Raw genomic sequence first — 18,994 nt, forward strand, 5'->3', positions numbered from 1 at the left:
AATAATCTTGTACAAAAAAATAACATACAAATTGGGAATTATTTGCAAAGTTATTTCTAAATAAATTTAATTACTTAATTATTTTAGATCCTGATTTGAGATTTGATCACATAGTTAAATTATTGAATAGAAAGGTGCATAATGAAACATTTTAGTAATATTATTATCGGATTTGGAAAAGCGGGTAAAACACTTGCAGGCACACTTGCAAAGCATGGTGAAGAAGTATTAGTTATTGAAAAAGACCCCAACATGTATGGTGGTACGTGTATAAATATTGCTTGTTTACCAACTAAAAATATGATTATCAATGCACACCGTGGCATAAGATATGAAGCTGCCTTAAAAAAGAAAAATGATCTAACTGCAAAGCTACGTAATAAAAATTATCATAAGGTGGCTGATTTAAGCGGCGTAACAGTTTTGACAGCTACTGCTGAATTTTTAGATGATCATACACTGCAAGTATCTGATAATTCAGGGCAGGAAACATTGCAAGCAGATCGAATTTTTATTAATACAGGGGCCACACCAGTTTGGCCTAATATTGATGGATTGCTTAATAGTAAAAAGGTTTATTCATCAACAGATCTACTTGCAAAAGATAAACAATTAAAAGAGTTAGTTATTCTAGGTAGTGGTCCCATTGGATTAGAATTTGCATCAATGTATACACAATTTGGTAGCCATGTAACGATCGTTGATAAGGCACCTAAGATTTTGGGGAAATTTGAACCTGAGGTTGCTCAACAAGCTAAACATGATTTAGAAGAGGATGGGATATCCTTTTTGTTAGAAAGCCATATAACTAATGTAAATGACACGCTAAATGGTGTTACATTAACAATAAGCACACCAGAAGGAATGAAAGAAATACAGGCAGATGGACTACTAGTTGCTACAGGTCGTCGAGCTAATGTGACCGATTTGCACCTAGAACGAACCAGCATTAAAACAGGTAGTCACGGTGAAATTTTAGTCAATGATGTACTAGAAACAAATGCTAAAGATGTCTATGCTTTAGGCGATGTTACTGGTGGACCACAATTCACGTATATTTCATTAGATGATTGGCGCATTATTGCTAATAATTTGTATGGTAATAAGACACGAAGTCGTTTAAATCGACCAGTATTCGCGAACACTATTTTTTTAAATCCGGCTATTAGTAGTATTGGAAGAACAGAGGAACAGCTCCGTGAGGCAGGCATTGATTATACAGTATTGAAAATATCTGCAGCTAGTGTGCCTAAAGCACAAGTAATTGGTAATCCAAGAAGCATTTATAAAGCATTGATAGATCCACAGAGTCATCAGATTTTGGGTACAACAATTTATGCTGAAGAATCATTTGAAACGATTAATATCATTAGCCTAGCGATGCAGAATCACCTTCCAGCTGAAGCTTTGCGCGATCAAATATACACCCATCCAACAATGACAGAGGCATTAAATGATTTGTTTGATCAAATCTAATAAATCATTTATAACAAATTAAAATAGAGATCCTCAAGGAATAAGTCCTTGAGGATTTTTATATGGTAGATTGTAAAATTAAACCGAACACTTGAATAAAAAAGCCGCAGCGCCTTTAATGGTAATTGTCTAAAACAACCATAAAGGAACTGCGACTCATGACTAGTTTATCATCTCAAGGACGCACTGTCATTCAAACTTTACTCGAATTGAATTATTCTGTTCGTGCCATTGCGCGCTTTATTAAACGCTCTCCTTCAACCGTTTCGATTGAAATTCATCAAGTTACACCCTATAAAGCTGAGATTGCTCATGCGTTGGCATTGAAAAAACGTCATCTACGTGGTCGTCATGACACGCTAACACCAGCTATCGCTGTCTTTTTGAATCACCACATTGGTATATTGAAGTGGTCACCAGAAACCGCTGCGCATGTTTTAGGGTTACCTTTCAAAACGATTTATAATTGGCTCAATGCTGGTCGACTCAAACTATCATTGGCTGATTTACCTGACAAAGGTATCCGTCAAAAGCGTCAATCTGATGGTAGACGACAAGTATTTGTGCATGGTTGTTCGATTGAAACGAGACCTGAAAGTGTGAAAGCACGACAAACCTTTGGACATTTTGAAGTTGACACCATGCAATCGGGTAAAAGACGTGGCGATGTGCTGGTGACAATTACTGAAAGACTAAGCCGGCAACATATCGTGAGACAGGTCACTGGGCGCAATAGTCAGGCAGTGAGACCAGTCTTAATTCATTTTTTTCAAGGGATCAAAAATGCCAAGTCAATCACTGTTGATCGTGGGCGAGAATTTGCAAAATATAACGAAATCGAGCAAAAACTAGGCATTCCAGTCTATTTTGCGCACCCATATTCACCAGAAGAACGTGGGAGTAATGAGATATTAAATCGATACGTCCGTCGTTTTATACCGAAAGAACGCAAAATTGAAACAGTTAGCGCCAAAGAATTAGATCAAATTAATCATTGGATCAATGCGAGACCAATGAAAACACTCAACTGGCAATCACCACGAAAGGTTTTTCAGCAGTTTGCAGTGTTCGGTTAATTCTTGCAATCTACCATAAGTTAATTGTTTTTTAGCAGAAAAATTAAGTATAGTAATAATGGTAAGCGTTAATCTTGCTAGTTTTATGATTTTTTAAGATAATAATGTATGGGCGTATGGGCGTTCTAATTAAAATATAAGGGAGATTTTTTATGTGGAAAGAATTTAGAGACTTTGCCTTTAAGGGAAATGTCGTCGATCTAGCAGTGGCTGTCATTATAGGTGGTGCTTTTGGATTAATTGTAAAATCATTGGTTAATGATATTATTATGCCACTTGTGGGTATATTAATTGGAGGGATTGATATTTCTAAGATGGCTGTAAAAGTTGGAACAGCTACTGTAGCCTATGGATCATTCTTACAGACAATTATTAACTTTTTGATTATTGCTTTTTCAATATTTATAATGGTTAAAGTATTTAACAAAGTAAATAAGAAACGTGTTGAAGAAAAAGTTGTTGAAGAAACCAATACAGAAAAATATTTGAAACAAATTACAGAAATTCTTGAGAAAAAATAAATTGCAATTTTTAACATACGTACTGATACCTTATTATTTGGTGTTAGTACTTTTTATTCTTTTGGATAATTACTTTCAATAAAAAAGGCCATTCTGGGGGAATGGCTTTTTTTTGAGAGAATTTTTGAGAGAATAATTGATGAATAAAATTTATGGGAGAGAAGAGAATAGTCATCTAATTGACTATGTATTGAGTATAAAATAGCTAGATTAAATCTAGGCTAAATAATGGATGTAGTTATTATTTATTTTTTTGTTCATCAGAATACCATAGATAGTTTGAAAGTGTATCGGTTATTAAACTGATTAAATCGACTAGCATTGAAAACATAAACTACCTTTCTTTTCAAATCACAAATTCTTTGTTTTTAAGTAATTCTTTTTGTTTCTTACCAATGGCATAGGTGTAAATTTCCATTAAGACTTTTTTCTTATCAGGATCCTTTTCGTTTAAAGCATTGTCCATTAATACTTGTAAGTTGTTTTTTTCAGCTTCCAAAAACAACTCTTCAAAAATATTTTTATCAGCCATAATTTAAGCTCCTTGTTGTCTTTAAAATGGTATCTAGTCTAATTATACTAATAAGCAAAATAATCCGTCAGCAAAACGAATAAAATGAGTTTAATGCGCACTTACACATAGAAAATTCTATGGTAGTCCGTATGACCTATTTTTTAGGTCAATGCGCACTTACACTCCACCAAGAAACTGGTTGATTAATTGCTAGAAAGCAGTGTGTCAGAAGTCGCTATAGGCGACAACTTAAAAACTATCAAAAATTCTTGTTGCGAGCATACTATGTGTGGCCACACATGAGGTGAAAACATATCAATATTGATATGCTTTTGTTTGGGAAATTCCCAATCCCTTTTTGAATTAAAATCAATTTTGATAAGCGGACGGTTGATGAACGAAAAATACTAACAAACAAAACGGACGCTATAAAAGTAACCTTAGAAGAAAATTATTGAAATAGTCAACAAAAATTAAATCTGTTATATTAGTTACCGAGGCGTTAAGATTAAGCGCCGTGAAGGGAGGTGGGTCTCCTTGATACTATTAGTTAATGAATTGCAACTGCTCAACGCTGCATTATGGCAAATTTTTGTTGGCATAACGTTAATCTGGTTGCAAAAGTATTTCGACGATCGTCGTTAATGCATGTGCCTCGTCCTGCCAGACGGGGTTTTTTTGTAAAATAAAAGCTCGTCGCCTGCCAGCGATGAGCTCGAAAGGATTGGAATCTCCAAACCTATTAGTTAATGTACATATATTATAACGTAATTAGTTTGTTTTATGCAATTAACAGATATTTTAAGTCTTAATTTCAATAATTTATAGTGTATGATGATAGGTTTAAAATGGAAAATAGTTATGTATTATTTTTGTGCTTGTTCTAGGCGATCAACATCATTTGCTAGATCAAGGATATAATTTTCTTGCGATTTTCTGCCCCATATGAAGCCTACTAAAAATAAGCAAACCTTAGCTATAACTACAACTATAGCCGTAGTTATAGCTAATGAGCTTAACCAAAATCAATTTGATTCAACATAGTCTCACGGCTGGCTTGATCTAAACCAAGGTAAGCCAGTGTCATGGCCGCACTAGAATGATTCAATAAGTGCATGACTAAGCCAATATTATAATATTTTTACTTATTTAGAACTATTTCATAAACTTGATGGACGTCAAGTTTATATCTCCCAAAAGTTAATACACTTTAGTTGAACTAAAATTAAGGGAGAAATCATATGCAACATAATATTCTTAAATATAAAAATAAAATTATGAGTATCACTGGCTTACTCATTGCCTTAGGACTAATTTCACACTTTATTTTTGCCAATACAATAATTTTTAATAGTGCTTTTATTATAGCTTCGATATTAGGCGCTACCCCCATTTCTTTACAGGCTTATCAGGCTATGAAAGTAAAAGTAGTAAGTATTGATGTTTTAGTAACGATAGCGGTCATTGGTGCTCTCTTTATTCAAAATTATGAAGAATCAGCAATTGTTACTTTTTTATTTTTATTTGGATCATATTTAGAACAACGAACACTTAACCAAACACGATCAGCTATTAAAGAGTTGACGGAAATGGCTCCAGAAACTGCTTTTAAGCAATTGACAGGGGGACAATTTGCAGAAGTAGATATTGATGAAGTAGAAGAAGGGGATATTCTCCTAGTAAAGACTGGTGCCAAGATTCCCGTAGATGGTAGGGTAACTACTGGAAAAGGATATGTAAATGAGGCTAATATCACAGGTGAATCTTTACCTTTAAAGAAAGAAAAAGACGATGAAGTATTTGCCGGTACTATTATGGACAATGGTACTATTCAAATAGTGGCTGATAGAGTAGGGGAAGATTCTACATTTGGAAAAATTATTGAGTTGGTAGAAGAAGCACAGGATTCTAAATCAGAAGCAGAACGATTCATTGACCAGTTTTCTCGCTGGTATACACCTGCAGTACTTACAATTGGGCTGTTGGTTTGGGTATTAACCAAAGATACAGAACTTGCGATTACTGTATTAGTACTTGGTTGCCCAGGAGCCTTGGTAATTGGTGTACCTGTTTCAAATGTTGCGGGGATAGGAAATGGCGCAAAAAATGGTATTCTATTTAAAGGTTCTGAAGTGATTAGTCATTTTGCCAATGCAGATACAGTGTTATTCGATAAAACAGGTACCTTAACTGAAGGAAAGCCTGAAGTGAGCGATATTATTCATTATGGAAATAATCAGGAGGAGGATTTATCTCTATTGCTTTCAGTTGAAAGTGAGTCTGATCATCCATTAGCTGTCGCTATTGCAAATAAATTAGCACAATATAAAGTAAGGCCTATAGAAAATACACAGGTTGTAAAAGGTGGGGGCGTAATTGCTCACGTAGATGGGCACGTTGTTTCAGTAGGAAATAAAACCTTAATGAAACAAGAAAGTATACCGCTATCTGATGATGTTCTTAAAAAATTGAATAAATTAGAAAGAACCGGTAATTCAATTGTATTAACGGCAGTTGATCATAAGTTAATCATGTTAATGGGTATCCGCGACAAAGTTCGACCAGGTGTTAAACAGGACTTACAAAAATTAAAATCACTTGGTATTAAAAATCTCATTGTATTATCAGGTGATAACCAAGGTACAGTTAATTCAGTTAAAAAGGAACTAGGTTTAACCGAAGCCCATGGTGATATGCTACCAGAGGACAAGCAAGCATTTCTAAAAAGACGACAGGACTCAGGTGAAATAGTCGTTTTTATCGGTGACGGCGTTAATGACAGTCCCTCTCTGGCTACTGCAGAGGTAGGTATAGCTATGGGGAATGGAACAGATGTCGCAATTGAAAGTTCAGATATTGTTTTAATGAATTCTAACTTTAACCGCCTTCCTCATGCTTTAGGCCTAGCAAAAGGAACATATGCGAATATGCGACAAAATATTCTAATTGCTGTTGGCGTCGTGATAATACTATTGGTTAGTTTAATATTTAGTGAATGGATGTCTATGTCAATTGGGATGTTGGTTCATGAGGCCAGTATTTTAGTAGTTATTTTAAATGCAATGAGATTAAGAGGTTATCAATTAAGATAATTGATCTATATCAATTATCTTAAAAAGAATGGCCTATATAATTTATTTAAAGGAGTGATAGATATGACTAAAGCAACATTAAAATTAGAAACATTAACTTGTCCATCATGTTTACAAAAAATCGAACGTGGTTTAAAACAGACTGCTGGTGTAAAAAAAGATTCTGTAAAAGTACTTTTCAATGCGAGTAAGGTAAAAGTGGATTTTGATGAAAATCAGGTCAATTTGAATACAATTGAAAAAGCAATTGAAGACTTAGGATACCCAGTAATTAGTTCAAAAGTAAAGGAAGGTGCATAAAATGACAACGGTAAATGAAAGGCAAGAAAAATTAGCTGCCGAACAAGCATATAAAGAACACATTCATCATACTAAGATTAATTCTGCAGCTGTTACAGATCATATACTTGCTAATATTCATACATTACATGTAAAATTGCATCAATATCATTGGTATGTAAAAGGCAAAAATTTCTATGCATTGCATAATGTTTTTGAAAATTTATATAACGAGAATGAGGCATGGTTTGATAAAATTGCAGAACGTTTACTAGCTTCAGGATTTAAGCCAGCATCAACAACTACTGAATTTCAAGAATTTACAACGATTTCTGAAGATTCTTCGGAAAAATATTACACTGCTGATGAGATGGTCCTACAGATAGTAGAAGATTTTAGATCTAATCGTGAATTTACTATTCGTGCAATTCGCTTAGCACAGGAAGAAGAAAATGATGCTTCGGAAGATTCACTAATTAGTTATAAAGCTTATTTAGACGTAAATATTTGGCAACTTCAAGCATTTATTAATAAGGATGCCTTAGAAGACGATGACTATATAGATAACGATTAATTAGGAGGAAAAAGGTATGGCAGACCATAATCATCATAGTCATGTAGATTGTATACGTTTAGTGCCGATTTTCAATCATCTCAATGATGAACAAATGCATCTAATTGCTCAATCAGCGCATGAAGTACAATACGTAAAGAATGAGCTATTATTTAGGTTTGGTGATAAAGATGACACATTATATATCATAAACAATGGACGTGTACGTATTTATAGCCTAAGTGAATCTGGTCGTGAGCAAACCATACGTATCCTACATCCGGGTGATTTTATGGGGGAAGTTGCTGTTTTACAGACTGAGGGTTATCATTCGAATTATGCTGAAGCAATATCGGAAACAAGTATTTGTAGGATTCATAAAAAGGATTTAGATCAATATTTAGATCGCTATCCAGAAATCATGCGACGAATATTATCGGATATTACAAAACGACTACAGTTATCAGAAAAACAAACTGTGCAAGTCAGTACTGAACCTGTTGAAGCTCGAATTATTGATTTTCTATCAGAAAATGTTGAAGATGAAAAAAACCATACTTATGTGACTTTACCCATGTCAAAAAAAGATTTGGCTACTTACCTGGGGACAACTCCAGAAACAATAAGCCGTAAGTTCTCATCATTGGAAGAGAGAGGTCTAATTAAACGGCACACCCAAAAATGTGTTGAGATATTTGATTTAGATGAATTATTATTTGTATCAAGTTAAGTCGATTTATACTTAAAAATAAGGATATCGTTTTAAATGATGAACATGGCGGTACACAGTTCATCGTCACTAACCTAAGTCTTCCACAAAAAGACATCGTCCGTGTTTACCGCAAGCTTGCGGCGATTGAAGATATTATTCGCGAGCTTAAAGGTGGATTTGCCTTTGGCAAAACTGATAGCAGTTCATTTTTCGCCAACAAAGCGCGCATGTGGATCTCAGTAATTGCATCAAACTTGATGCGGTTGATGAAGAGTATTGCGTTGGACGACCAGCAACAATCGTGGACAATCAATACCTTTCGAGACCGTTTGTTAAAAATCGGTGGACGTGTGTCACTAAGCACGCCCGCAAGGTGATTTTGACGTTAGATAGCCGCATCCAAGAACAATTCGATGGTCTGTTCTGGCGAGCTTGGGAACGACTAAATGCTTTGTGGCAATAAAACAACGAAGTAGATTTTAAAAAAAATAGCAAAATCTGGCTGGTTTTAGTGTTCCTATTTTTCTCAAAAAACGCTCAATCGAAAAAACACCCTGAAACTGTGCCAAGGTAATGGCAGTTTCAAGGTGTTTTATCGTATTTTACTGATTTAGCTGTGGTTAAAAATTTAGTGCATGAATAATCCGGGTTTTATTTGTTTCGTTTTTGAAACATTTTTAATCCGATGTGAAATTACCGATAATTGGTCACTTTTTTCTTATATATTGGTTTTATCACCACTGAGAGAAACTGGAGAAAATAAATGAAAAAACACGTTTCAGCCATCGTCTACGGTGGCTTAGATGGCATTATCACGACGTTCGCAGTCGTTGCTGGATCGGTCGGTGGTAACGTTTCAAACATCGTTATCATCATTTTGGGATTCTCAAACTTATTAGCCGATGGCTTTTCAATGGGGGCCGGTGCCTACCTGTCAGCAACATCGGATAACAATCAATCAAAAAGTAAAGCATTGGCAGCTGGTATCGCGACATTCATTTCGTTTAACGTCTTCGGTTTAATTCCACTAGGTGCCTACTTAATTACAAATGCGCTCATTCACGACAAAGACATCGCCTTTCCAATCGCCTTTGTCATCGTCGGTGTCTCTTTGGCGTTGCTAGGCTGGGTGAAGGCCAACCTGTCAGAGCAGAAAGTAAGAACAGAAATTCTACGCACACTTTCTGTCGGGTACGTCGCTGCAATTGTTGCTTATGGCGTTGGTATCTTACTGAATTATTATTTGTAGACAAAAAAACACCTTGAATATTCAAGACGTTTTTCTTTTTAGATATTTAGTTATATGGTAATCAGTTATAGATTATTTAAGTCAAACAATCCTCGATGCTTAGCTTCTTCTTTAGCTGCGTTCATTAAATCAGCAGAGTATAGCGCATCAGGGTGCTTGCCTGTCGATTCGTTAGAAATAATCCGGGTAAAATTTTAAATCATATTTTTAGAACACCTTTAATTGAGTCGACCTGTAATAGCTAACCATGTATACAAAGAAACGATATGTTATATTACGTCATCGAAAATGGTGTCCTTAGGGAGTTACTTTTAGTGGTTACCAACACGCCTGCTGACAAAAAACACTTTTTTGTAAAGAAAACCCCAAACAGGTGAGTAAATCTGTTCGGGGATATCTAGAAAGACGCTCTATGGTCGAGAAAAGTGAGATGGTGTAGAACTTAATACCCGGATTATTCATCAAGACAAACAAAAACCCGCTGAAACAGCAAGTTAATACCGTTTCAGCGGGTTTTGCGCTTTCACCCGTTGGGTGAAAACCATAGGAGCTCTTTGTTATGATATTTTGTTAGTGAAAAACAAACCAAATACTCAAAAATTGGAGCGTCTAAAATTATGACTCAAAAAGTATTACCTAGCAACCCTTTAGTTGCAGTTTCAGACAATGGGGCACCAATTACCTCGGATGGTGGCAACGTGTAATGATGTTGTCTAATTGTGCCTTAGTAATCCTAGTCATTAAAAATACCTCCATAGTGGCGTCAAAATGAACAAATACGTGCTAATTTAGGGAGATTAGTTGGCGTTATTACCCAAAATCAATTTGATCTAACATTGTTTCGCGACTTGCTTGATCTAACCCCAGATAAGTAAGCGTCATAGCCTCACTCGAATGATTCAATAAGTGCATGACTAAACCAATATTGTAGTTTGATTGCGTATAAACGCGATAGGCGCCTGTTTTACGCATGGTATGTGTGCCCAGATAGTTGATGCCTAAGAGATCACCAACGCGTGCCATCACCTTATAAAACTGCTTCTCAGTGATATGACGGTCTGGATGGGCCGTTGAGGGAAATAACCAGTCTGAATTGATATTCTGTTGGACTAGCCAATCATGATATTGCAACAAGTCTTGTTGCACGGGCTTTAAATATAGTGTATTTGCTTTACCGGTCTTTTTATCATGAATAAAGGCCGTGTGTTTAACAGAGCCATCTGGATTATAGACATCGGATTTCTTTAACGTCATCACATCACTCACCCGCAGCAGGGTGGCTTTGCCAACTTGAAAGATGGTGTAGTTACGGCGACCTGCCCGAAAACTATCTAGTAAGGTGTCTTGCACCATTTTTAAGACGTTAGAGTCTTTGATTGGGAGTACGATTTGTTGCATATCTATTTAACCTCAATAATAGAACAGTCCTTGCCTATAATTGGTTCACTTTTGTCAATGAATGACCAATTATTTTTATCGTAGTGGTAGATTGTAAAATTAATCCGAACGCTGTTCGGACAAAAAAGATCAGTTTCCATCATAAAGGACTCCCCGCGGGACTGCAATCAGGAGTCATTACTTCAACTGTTTTTGTTCATTATAGAAATTACGGTAAGCTAAATAGCACGCAATGATTGACCCCAAACTAGTCGCTGATAAGAGCATGAACGTGACCATAATTTGATACCTAATGGCCCGTACTGGATCGACCCCTGCAAAGATCAAACCGGACATCATCCCTGGCAGACTGACTAGACCCACAGTCTTTGCCGAATCAATGGTTGGTGACATCCCCGTACGAATCGCCTCACGCACGATGGCAATCGAAGCATCAAGTAGACCAGCCCCTAACGCCAACCGTTCAAGCACACCTTGCCGCTGGTCATGAAACTGACTATTGAGGCTGCGATAAGCCAGCCCAATTGCGACCATTGAATTCGACGCAATCATACCAGAAATGGGAATCATTTGCGATGGCACAAACTTAATCGCACCAGATAGCACGAGGACGCCGAGTGTTACCCCCGTACTAACAAAAATGGCTAATAACGAAATGGCTAATGCATGGTCAATCCCCGGCCCCCGTTTTTTCGCATTCCAAGCCGCATTGAAGATAATGAAGCCTATCATCGCCAGCGTTAGCCACAAATTGTTGACTCGGAAAATATACTTTAGCAAGTAACCCACGATAAATAGTTGTACAACAGCCCGCACGACACCAATGACGATGTCCCTATCTAAGCCAAGTTTCTGCCACAAACTAATTCCTAACGCGACGAGCACTAACATTGCCGCCAAAAATAGCGACGTATTATTAACTGCTAAATTCATGCGTGTACCTCCAATCTGCCAGCAACCACTTTCGCTAATTGATCTGCCGCAGCAATCTCTGTCGCGTCATGAGTAATCATGATCGTTGTAACGTGATCCTGCTCATTTAACTGTCGTAACCAGGCGTGCACGATTTGCTTATTATTTTCATCCAAACCAGCTGTCACCTCATCTAATAACAACACTTTTGGTAAGAATAAGATGTTGCGAATCAGCGCGACCCGCTGCCGTTCACCACCGGAAAGCTCGATAATCGGCTGATGCAGGGTTCGTTCGGACAGCCCAACATTATTTAACGCCGTTACCACTCGTTGCGTATCCATGACTTGCTTACGAATTTGGTACGGGAAAGCTAAGTTATCTGCCACCGTCTCACCAAATAACGTCGGTTGTTGGAAACAATATGAGACTTGCCGCCGATACATGATTGGGTCATAACTTTCAATCGGCTGCCCATCAAAAATCAAGGTCCCACTTGTTTTAGAAATCATGGCCGCAATGATCCGTAATAACGTACTTTTCCCACCACCGGATGGTCCCGTCAATGTAATATGAGCCCCAGCTGGAATCTGCCAATCAACATCATGTAAAATATGTTGATCAGCGATTTGATAATTAACTTTTTCTAAACTAATCAATGAATTCATATGCCCACCCCCGATCGCACAATGATCGGCGCCGACAACAGCCGGATGAAAAAGTGCTCAGAAGTCAATAAATTGGACTTATCTGTTTGATGTATTAATACACGAACCTGTGTAGCCATTGGCAAAGCCATATGAATCATACCTGAGTCAAAGTGTTCCGTATAACTACGGAGGAGTTCTAATTGAACTTTTAATTTATCATTATTTTCCTTGATCGATCGTTTTTGTCTAGACATACGTTTTCTCCTATCTAGGGAGTATTATATCATTTTATAAAAAAACGACCCCCGTTATCTAACTATTAGATAATGGGGGCTGTTTTAATAGTCTTTCCTAGGGGTCATTATATAATTATAGACCCTGAATGGAAGGGCATTTTAGTGAGTGCCTAGTCACATATCTAGCTCATAACCAAAGCCCTGGTATTTTCCTTAGAAGTCAATAAATTAATTGGACTGTTTTACTGCGGCACTATATGGCGTTTTTTTATTAATGAACGTAGTTATTCAAACTTGTAACTAATTTTTTAATTTCGTCACGAACCTTACGGAATTCTTGTAGTTGTTCTTCTAAAGTTCCTGTGGCTTGCGCTGGGTCAGATAAAGGCCAGTGTAAACTCTTGGTTTGAGGGGGAAGCATAGGACATTTATCCTTGGCATCACCACATAAAGTAATAACTAAATCTGAAGTGTTCAAATAATTTAGATCAATTAATTTAGAGTAGTGGCTACTAATATCTACTCCATCTTCAGCCATAACTTTAACAGCATTTAGATTTAACCCATGAGTTTCAATCCCTGCACTCTCGATTTGAAACTCATTTGCCGGCAATATTTTTTTTGCATATCCTTCAGCCATTTGACTGCGACAAGAATTTCCTGTACATAAAAAATAAATTTTTTTCATTCTAAACCACCTATAATTTTAATTTGTATAACACCATGATACACCATAAACTTAAATGCAATGCTTTCATCAACATAGGTGCTCGTATACTGAAAATCCGGACCGCTTTATTTCTAGGGCATAATCCGAGATAATCAAGTATAGGAGTTTTTTTATATTATGAAAGCTAAGCGATACTCAACAGAATTTAAGTCATCAATTGTCACCTTGTATAACGAGGGACGTTCTGCTAATTCTCTAGCCAATGAATACCATTTGGCTGTACAAACCGTCACGGGTTGGGTGAAGAAAGCCCAAATCATTGGGACGGACGTTACCGGTAAGCCAGTGACTCGTGCCGAATTTAATGCGATGCAGAAAGAAGTTGCACGACTCTTGGTAGACTTTTATAGTTTAGTTGTGAACTAATAAATCAATATAAGTTTGATAAAGTAGCTTATAATAATTATTATACATTGGTTAGGAGGGGGAATATGAGTATTATTGATGATATAGCAGCAGATCAAATGAATATGGAGTTTACTAAAAAAGGATTAAGGCCAATATTTCACGTATCGAAAAAAGCAAAATTAGTCATTATTGGTCAAGCACCGGGATTACGAGTTCAAAACTCGGGTATAATGTGGGATGATGCATCGGGAGATCGATTAAGAGAGTGGATCGGGGTTGGTAAAGATACCTTTTATAATTCAGGAAAAATTGGCGTAATTCCCATGGACTTTTACTATCCAGGAAAAGGAAAATGGGGTGACTTACCGCCCAGACGAGGAGTAGCTAACAAATGGCACCCAAAATTATTGGAGCTTATGCCCGATGTTCAGTTAATTATATTGGTGGGATCATATGCTCAGAAATATTATCTGAATCTTGGTTATCAAAGCAAGATAACCGATGTAATAAAGAACTACAAAAATTACTTGCCTCTTTATTTTCCGATAGTTCATCCTTCACCAAGAAATAATATATGGATTAAAAAAAATCCGTGGTTTGAACAAGAGGTTGTGCCAGAATTAAAAGAGATAATTAGTAAGATTTTATCGGACTAGTTTGAAGATAATTTGGAGGAGGTTTGTAGCAGTGCTTAGTAAAAAAGAAATAAGAAAAATGACCTTGGATAAACTAAAATTATATGATTACCATAGCAAGATTACTGAAGAAGAGCGATTACAGGCAATTCTGTTTTCTAAGGCATATTGGAATAACTCTAATTCAGTGGCTGTAACTATAAGTATGGAACACGAATTGAGTACTGATGTCATTATTCAGGAGGCGTTGAGAAGCCATAAGAAAGTAGTAGTACCTAGGGTGAGTAGTGGAAAATTATTATGGTTTGACTATATAGAAAGTTTAATGAGTAAATCAAAATTCGGAATTCTAGAACCAACACAAGATGAAAATCAAGCACAAAATTTGAAGGGAATAGATCTAATGGTGGTTCCCGGTGTAGCCTTTAGCGAAGATAATTATCGGATAGGTTACGGTGCAGGTTTCTTTGACGCAACGTTGGCAGAGTATAATGGTATAACGGTTTCGCTAGTGTTGCCTCCTCAATCAATCCATAAATTTTCAAAGGATACGTGGGATAGACCGGTGAGGTATCTTATAAAATAGGATTTATGCTAAATAAACTTATAATGAATATGTTAGTTTTTCATTATGAGTTTATTTTTTTAATTACTTTATGTTAAACAATCTCATTTAGGTAATTATGATTATTCTAAAATTCTGTGTTAGCTCCTCTCAAATAGATATTTCTAGTAGCCCAGTCTATTGCTTAGAAGTCAATAAATTGGACCATTTTTATTCAGTTAATTAGGCGACATTTGAGATACGATTTCGATTATAAAAATTGATAGTCCAACCAATGGCTGCTTGGACCTCAGTTAATGTTTGGTATGCCTTCAAATAAACTTCTTCACGCTTCAATATTGAATGAAACGCTTCCATAAAGTCATTATCGTATGGATGTCCTTTGAGTGAATATGAATGTTTCAAGCCATAATTTTGACCCTTGGTATTAAATTCAGCACTCGTGTATTGTAACCCCATATCCGAATGAACTATTAGTGGCTTTTGATGATTATCTAACGCCATCTGTAAGGCACTTGTAGCTAGTTCGGCTGTCCTTGTATTGCCAATTTTATAGCCTAATACTTTTCTCTTCTCAGGATCCAAAACGGTTGCTAAATAGGCCCATCTGTGATTAGTCAACTGAATATAAGTGATATCTGTTTGCCAAACACCGCTCAAATCATGCTAGTGCCTAATCAGATTAGTTATTTGAGAAACCGTCACAACGGTTTTGTGTTTGCGATAACGTTTTGCATGCTTGATCTAATCCTTAATTCACGCATCAATTTGAGTGTCATATACTCAGATATTTTCGGGCAGTCATTGGTTAGTTGACTATAAGCAGCAATACGACGATAACCATAAAATTTAAAGGTTTTCCAAACGTCTAAAATATAAGGTTTTAGGCATTCTCTAAACTTTTCTTGTCGACTGAACTGCCAATGGCGCCAGTTGTAATAGGTACTAGGTCTGATTTTAAGTGGACTTAAAATACGCACAAGCGCGTAGCCTTGTGCTAAAAATTGGTTAACTAGCGGCAATCCCACATTACGGACTATTTTTTGGCTAGTAAGATGGCCGCTCAATGCTTGTCAGGCTATGCGTGATAAAATTTCGTTTTCTTCCTCCAAAATAGTGAGGCGCTTCTCTAGTTGCTTGACGTATTTTAAAGTCTTTGACTGACCCTTGATCAAGATTGGAGTAGCTTGTTTAACCCAAATATCCATAGGATCGTTCGACGGTCCGAATCCTTCTGCTAGTGATTTAAGTGAACGGCCTTCTTGGTGAAGTTTAACCAAGAAACCTTTGACATCTTGTGAATAACGGACTGAATAAAGATAGTCCATTTTTTAGTATATTAGCATCGGATTATGCCCTAGAAATAAAGAAGTCCTGATTTTCAGTATACGAGCATTGTAAATCTAGGTAAAATTGGTTGATTATAATAAAGTGTGAGTCTGGTATAAGCGTTTGTCCATGTTACTGAACTGATATCATATATGCATATCAATTGGAAGACGTATATTTTTGTCATCTGCCATTAATTTAATATAATTAATCTTGAATAAACAATTTTTTAATATATTGTACTGTTCTAACAGAAATATTGAAAGCTTCTGCTGTAGATTTTATTGTGTGCGTTTGAGAATACTCAAAGATAGCTGTGTTTCGGCTATCTTTTTTTCTTTTGGGTCTACCTTCTTTATAGTTGGGATTGTGTTGCCTTGCAAATATCTTACCAGCCTGCGTACGTTCGATAATCATGTCGCGTTCCATTTCCGCAACCGAAAGTAATGTTCTTACAATCATGCGACCCATTGGGGTATTGTCAATTGTTCCTAAGTTTAGAACTTTAATCACAATTTTTTGTTTCAGGAGATCATCAATTAAATTTAATGCTTCACGTGTATTTCGAGCAAAGCGATCTAACTTGGTGACGATCAATGTGTCATTAGGTTCAATTAGATTGACAAGTTTTTTAAACTGTGGTCGTGATGTAGTTGTACCTGAATATTTTTCACTGAAAATCATTTCAGCCCCGGCATTTTTCAAAGTCTCTTTTTGTTCATATAAAGATTGTCCAGCTGTTGAAACCCGTGCATAACCATAAACTGTCATTTTATACCTCTTTAAAATTGCATAACTAAATTGCAGTATATAAAGCCAAGTATAGCATGACTTTGAAAAAGTGCAAACTACTCAAAAGTTTATTGCACTAATAACTGTAAAGCTGTCATATTTTTTTGTGAAGATTAGGTTATGATATAATTTTATTTACAAGCAAGTTAAGGACTGGTGGAATCTGATAGTTGGGGGTGACGCTTATTGTTGAAACTCAAGGCTACCTGAAAGGATAACACCAAATGGTCTGTTAGACCGCGGTAATTGTGTTGATCACATTTCTGGTTGTTTTAGCTACGAAAGTAGTCGAACTACTAAAAGAAATTAACAAGTCTAAAAAATAGGTAAACAAAAACCCCTTAACTTTGGCCGGTTCTAGGGGTTTTCGTGAAATGACTATTTTAGTTTATTAACAAAATAACAACTACCAACGCTGAAGCACGCTTGTGACTTAAAAGGTCATGTACCTAACATGGGTCTTTTTGTTTATATTTATATTATACCACTTTCACTGTTTTTGCCAATTATTTCTATTTCATAGATCATTTTGCTTGTTTTTATTTAGCATTTTTAAACTAATTTTCAGGTGTGTTGTTTAATAATCCATTAATACTAAATGGGGTTAGTAATGAAATGGTCGTACTAAGCGATACTTCATCGGGTGTATGGCGTTCTTGATATATTAAGTATACGAAATTCGGAATCTTATTTGATATTGTTGACTCAACGTATATACGTTGCTTAAGGGCGGTATTGTCATCAGAAAGCGTTATATTTGCAATTTTTGGTGCTAAGTTATTTTCAATGTTATCTATTTTGTAGCCATTTTCCGCAAGAATCATTTTTTTAAAAAAACGAATTCCTTACTTGCAATGCAGTCTTTGTTTGATAGGTTTGAATAACATTTTGTGTTTTCAAATTGTACTGAACTGATCATAATTATCTCTTTTCTATTTTCATGTAGTATCCCAATTTAGGTTGGTATAACGTGCATTTTAGATACATGATGATATCAGTAAATTATTTTCCACATCTGTAATTTTTACTTTTGAAGAGACACTATAAAATATAAATATTTGATTTTTATACTTTTTAAAGTGTTAACAAGTATTGTTTAGGAGAAAACATGAAATATTTAAAAGATAGTACCCTGCTGACTAGTTGTCTTGTAGTATTTTTTGGTGGGTCATTAGGTAGCTTGTTCAGGCTACTAATTACCGAAATTCCACATATTGGGAGTAGTCCTTGGGTTATAGTAGTCATCAATGTTTTAGGATCATTCTTCCTTGCTTATATCGGAGCAGTCATTCCTGACAGCTATGACTATTCTTTAATTTTAAAAAATTTTATAGGGACGGGTATCATGGGTGGCTTTACAACATTCAGCACATTTATACTTCAAATTAATCAATTAGGTAGAGAAAATTTTTTAATTAGTATTATTTATACATTAATTAGTTTTATACTGGCTTACATTGCAGTTGTTTTTGGGAAAAATGTAGGAAAAAATCGGAGATTAAATCAGTGAATTTTTTTAACTTTTATTTGTATTTCTGTTTAGCTGCTGGGCTAGGTGCTGTTATTCGATATCTAGTTATAAGTTTTATGCCAAGGATTACAAATTTTTTCACAGGTGTTTTTTATGTTAATATTATTGGTGCTTTTTTGATGGGTGTATTATCAGTTAATATGAACAGCAACGTCTGGCATATTATTATTGGAACGGGTTTTATTGGCGGCCTGACGACATTCAGCACCATGATGACACAGGGAGAGCAGTTTAATAGTTTTAAACGGAGTATGGTATATTTTGCATTGACATTAGTCTTAGGAATTTTTTTATTTATTGTAGCTATACACATACACGTTTAACGAAATACTTTGAATGTGAAACACGCAGTTTTAAATGTCTTTGATGTTTTGTTAATACATACACAAAACGAAT

The 18,994-nt window shown here is 35.9% G+C and carries 23 protein-coding genes; 14 read left to right on the top strand and 9 right to left on the bottom strand.

Annotation, left to right across the window (positions count from 1 at the left end; translation table 11 throughout):
* The first annotated feature begins 141 nt into the window (after nucleotides 1-141).
* From LKI_RS00295 to mscL, 3 genes are all read left to right on the top strand, one after another.
* Nucleotides 142-1,476, top strand: a complete 1,335-nt coding sequence (locus LKI_RS00295) for an FAD-dependent oxidoreductase (RefSeq protein WP_013102131.1) — start codon at nucleotides 142-144, stop codon at nucleotides 1,474-1,476.
* Between the two features lie 158 nt (nucleotides 1,477-1,634).
* A complete protein-coding gene (locus LKI_RS00300; protein WP_013102132.1) occupies nucleotides 1,635-2,552 on the top strand; it encodes an IS30 family transposase in 918 nt (305 codons plus the stop codon).
* A gap of 152 nt (nucleotides 2,553-2,704) precedes the next feature.
* Nucleotides 2,705-3,073: a large conductance mechanosensitive channel protein MscL gene (mscL, locus tag LKI_RS00305; protein WP_013102133.1), complete on the top strand. Its 369-nt coding sequence runs from the start codon at nucleotides 2,705-2,707 to the stop codon at nucleotides 3,071-3,073.
* Nucleotides 3,074-3,419: 346 nt separating this feature from the next.
* Here the strand turns inward: mscL and LKI_RS00310 are convergent, their stop codons facing one another.
* Nucleotides 3,420-3,605: a hypothetical protein gene (locus LKI_RS00310; protein WP_013102134.1), complete on the bottom strand. Its 186-nt coding sequence runs from the start codon at nucleotides 3,603-3,605 to the stop codon at nucleotides 3,420-3,422.
* Nucleotides 3,606-4,828: 1,223 nt separating this feature from the next.
* On the opposite strand from LKI_RS00310, the gene LKI_RS00315 reads away from it, so the two are divergent.
* From LKI_RS00315 to LKI_RS00335, 6 genes are all read left to right on the top strand, one after another.
* Entirely contained in the window at nucleotides 4,829-6,679 is a 1,851-nt protein-coding gene (locus LKI_RS00315) for a heavy metal translocating P-type ATPase (RefSeq protein WP_013102136.1), read from the top strand.
* A gap of 63 nt (nucleotides 6,680-6,742) precedes the next feature.
* On the top strand, nucleotides 6,743-6,979 hold the full coding sequence (locus LKI_RS00320; RefSeq protein ID WP_004909683.1) for a heavy-metal-associated domain-containing protein: 237 nt from the start codon (nucleotides 6,743-6,745) through the stop codon (nucleotides 6,977-6,979).
* Nucleotide 6,980: 1 nt separating this feature from the next.
* On the top strand, nucleotides 6,981-7,532 hold the full coding sequence (locus LKI_RS00325) for a Dps family protein (protein ID WP_013102137.1): 552 nt from the start codon (nucleotides 6,981-6,983) through the stop codon (nucleotides 7,530-7,532).
* A gap of 16 nt (nucleotides 7,533-7,548) precedes the next feature.
* On the top strand, nucleotides 7,549-8,241 hold the full coding sequence (locus tag LKI_RS00330) for a Crp/Fnr family transcriptional regulator (protein ID WP_013102138.1): 693 nt from the start codon (nucleotides 7,549-7,551) through the stop codon (nucleotides 8,239-8,241).
* 62 nt (nucleotides 8,242-8,303) lie between these two features.
* Nucleotides 8,304-8,600: a transposase gene (locus LKI_RS11225; RefSeq protein WP_081579538.1), complete on the top strand. Its 297-nt coding sequence runs from the start codon at nucleotides 8,304-8,306 to the stop codon at nucleotides 8,598-8,600.
* A 386-nt stretch (nucleotides 8,601-8,986) separates the two neighbouring features.
* Nucleotides 8,987-9,472, top strand: a complete 486-nt coding sequence (locus LKI_RS00335; RefSeq protein ID WP_010276755.1) for a VIT1/CCC1 transporter family protein — start codon at nucleotides 8,987-8,989, stop codon at nucleotides 9,470-9,472.
* Nucleotides 9,473-10,282: 810 nt separating this feature from the next.
* On the opposite strand, the gene LKI_RS00340 is transcribed toward LKI_RS00335, so the two are convergent.
* The 4 genes from LKI_RS00340 to arsC all read right to left on the bottom strand — a co-directional run bounded on the left by LKI_RS00340 (nucleotide 10,283) and on the right by arsC (nucleotide 13,356).
* On the bottom strand, nucleotides 10,283-10,870 hold the full coding sequence (locus LKI_RS00340) for a site-specific integrase (protein ID WP_006844813.1): 588 nt from the start codon (nucleotides 10,868-10,870) through the stop codon (nucleotides 10,283-10,285).
* A gap of 177 nt (nucleotides 10,871-11,047) precedes the next feature.
* The gene (locus tag LKI_RS00345; RefSeq protein WP_010276774.1) at nucleotides 11,048-11,803 is read right to left on the bottom strand and encodes an ABC transporter permease; all 756 of its coding nucleotides are present in this window, start codon (nucleotides 11,801-11,803) and stop codon (nucleotides 11,048-11,050) included.
* Nucleotides 11,800-12,450 carry an ABC transporter ATP-binding protein gene (locus tag LKI_RS00350; RefSeq protein ID WP_010383508.1) on the bottom strand — a complete coding sequence of 217 codons (651 nt, stop codon included), beginning with the start codon at nucleotides 12,448-12,450 and terminating at the stop codon, nucleotides 11,800-11,802. The genes LKI_RS00345 and LKI_RS00350 overlap by 4 nt, the downstream gene beginning before the upstream one ends.
* Nucleotides 12,451-12,939: 489 nt before the next feature.
* Nucleotides 12,940-13,356, bottom strand: coding sequence for an arsenate reductase (thioredoxin) (gene arsC / locus LKI_RS00360; RefSeq protein ID WP_010276791.1), 417 nt, complete (start codon nucleotides 13,354-13,356; stop codon nucleotides 12,940-12,942).
* A 159-nt stretch (nucleotides 13,357-13,515) separates the two neighbouring features.
* On the opposite strand from arsC, the gene LKI_RS00365 reads away from it, so the two are divergent.
* The 3 genes from LKI_RS00365 to LKI_RS00375 all read left to right on the top strand — a co-directional run bounded on the left by LKI_RS00365 (nucleotide 13,516) and on the right by LKI_RS00375 (nucleotide 14,967).
* Entirely contained in the window at nucleotides 13,516-13,764 is a 249-nt protein-coding gene (locus LKI_RS00365) for a transposase (protein ID WP_013102139.1), read from the top strand.
* 65 nt (nucleotides 13,765-13,829) lie between these two features.
* Nucleotides 13,830-14,402, top strand: coding sequence for a uracil-DNA glycosylase family protein (locus LKI_RS00370; RefSeq protein WP_010386640.1), 573 nt, complete (start codon nucleotides 13,830-13,832; stop codon nucleotides 14,400-14,402).
* 31 nt (nucleotides 14,403-14,433) lie between these two features.
* Entirely contained in the window at nucleotides 14,434-14,967 is a 534-nt protein-coding gene (locus LKI_RS00375) for a 5-formyltetrahydrofolate cyclo-ligase (protein ID WP_010277786.1), read from the top strand.
* A gap of 201 nt (nucleotides 14,968-15,168) precedes the next feature.
* Here LKI_RS00375 and LKI_RS10875 read toward each other — a convergent pair whose 3' ends face one another.
* From LKI_RS10875 to LKI_RS00390, 4 genes are all read right to left on the bottom strand, one after another.
* Nucleotides 15,169-15,606, bottom strand: coding sequence for a DDE-type integrase/transposase/recombinase (locus tag LKI_RS10875; protein ID WP_013102140.1), 438 nt, complete (start codon nucleotides 15,604-15,606; stop codon nucleotides 15,169-15,171).
* Between the two features lie 41 nt (nucleotides 15,607-15,647).
* Entirely contained in the window at nucleotides 15,648-15,974 is a 327-nt protein-coding gene (locus LKI_RS10880; RefSeq protein WP_013102141.1) for a transposase, read from the bottom strand.
* 45 nt (nucleotides 15,975-16,019) lie between these two features.
* Complete coding sequence (locus LKI_RS00385; protein ID WP_013102142.1) at nucleotides 16,020-16,274, bottom strand: transposase; 255 nt, start codon at nucleotides 16,272-16,274, stop codon at nucleotides 16,020-16,022.
* Between the two features lie 208 nt (nucleotides 16,275-16,482).
* On the bottom strand, nucleotides 16,483-17,046 hold the full coding sequence (locus tag LKI_RS00390; RefSeq protein WP_010277799.1) for a recombinase family protein: 564 nt from the start codon (nucleotides 17,044-17,046) through the stop codon (nucleotides 16,483-16,485).
* A gap of 1,129 nt (nucleotides 17,047-18,175) precedes the next feature.
* On the opposite strand from LKI_RS00390, the gene LKI_RS00400 reads away from it, so the two are divergent.
* A complete protein-coding gene (locus tag LKI_RS00400) occupies nucleotides 18,176-18,577 on the top strand; it encodes a fluoride efflux transporter FluC (protein ID WP_010277807.1) in 402 nt (133 codons plus the stop codon).
* Nucleotides 18,574-18,921, top strand: coding sequence for a FluC/FEX family fluoride channel (locus tag LKI_RS00405; protein WP_013102144.1), 348 nt, complete (start codon nucleotides 18,574-18,576; stop codon nucleotides 18,919-18,921). The genes LKI_RS00400 and LKI_RS00405 overlap by 4 nt, the downstream gene beginning before the upstream one ends.
* Nucleotides 18,922-18,994 lie beyond the last annotated feature (73 nt).

It is taken from the genome of Leuconostoc kimchii IMSNU 11154, from assembly GCF_000092505.1.
In the GTDB taxonomy this organism is placed as follows: Bacteria; Bacillota; Bacilli; order Lactobacillales; family Lactobacillaceae; genus Leuconostoc; species Leuconostoc kimchii.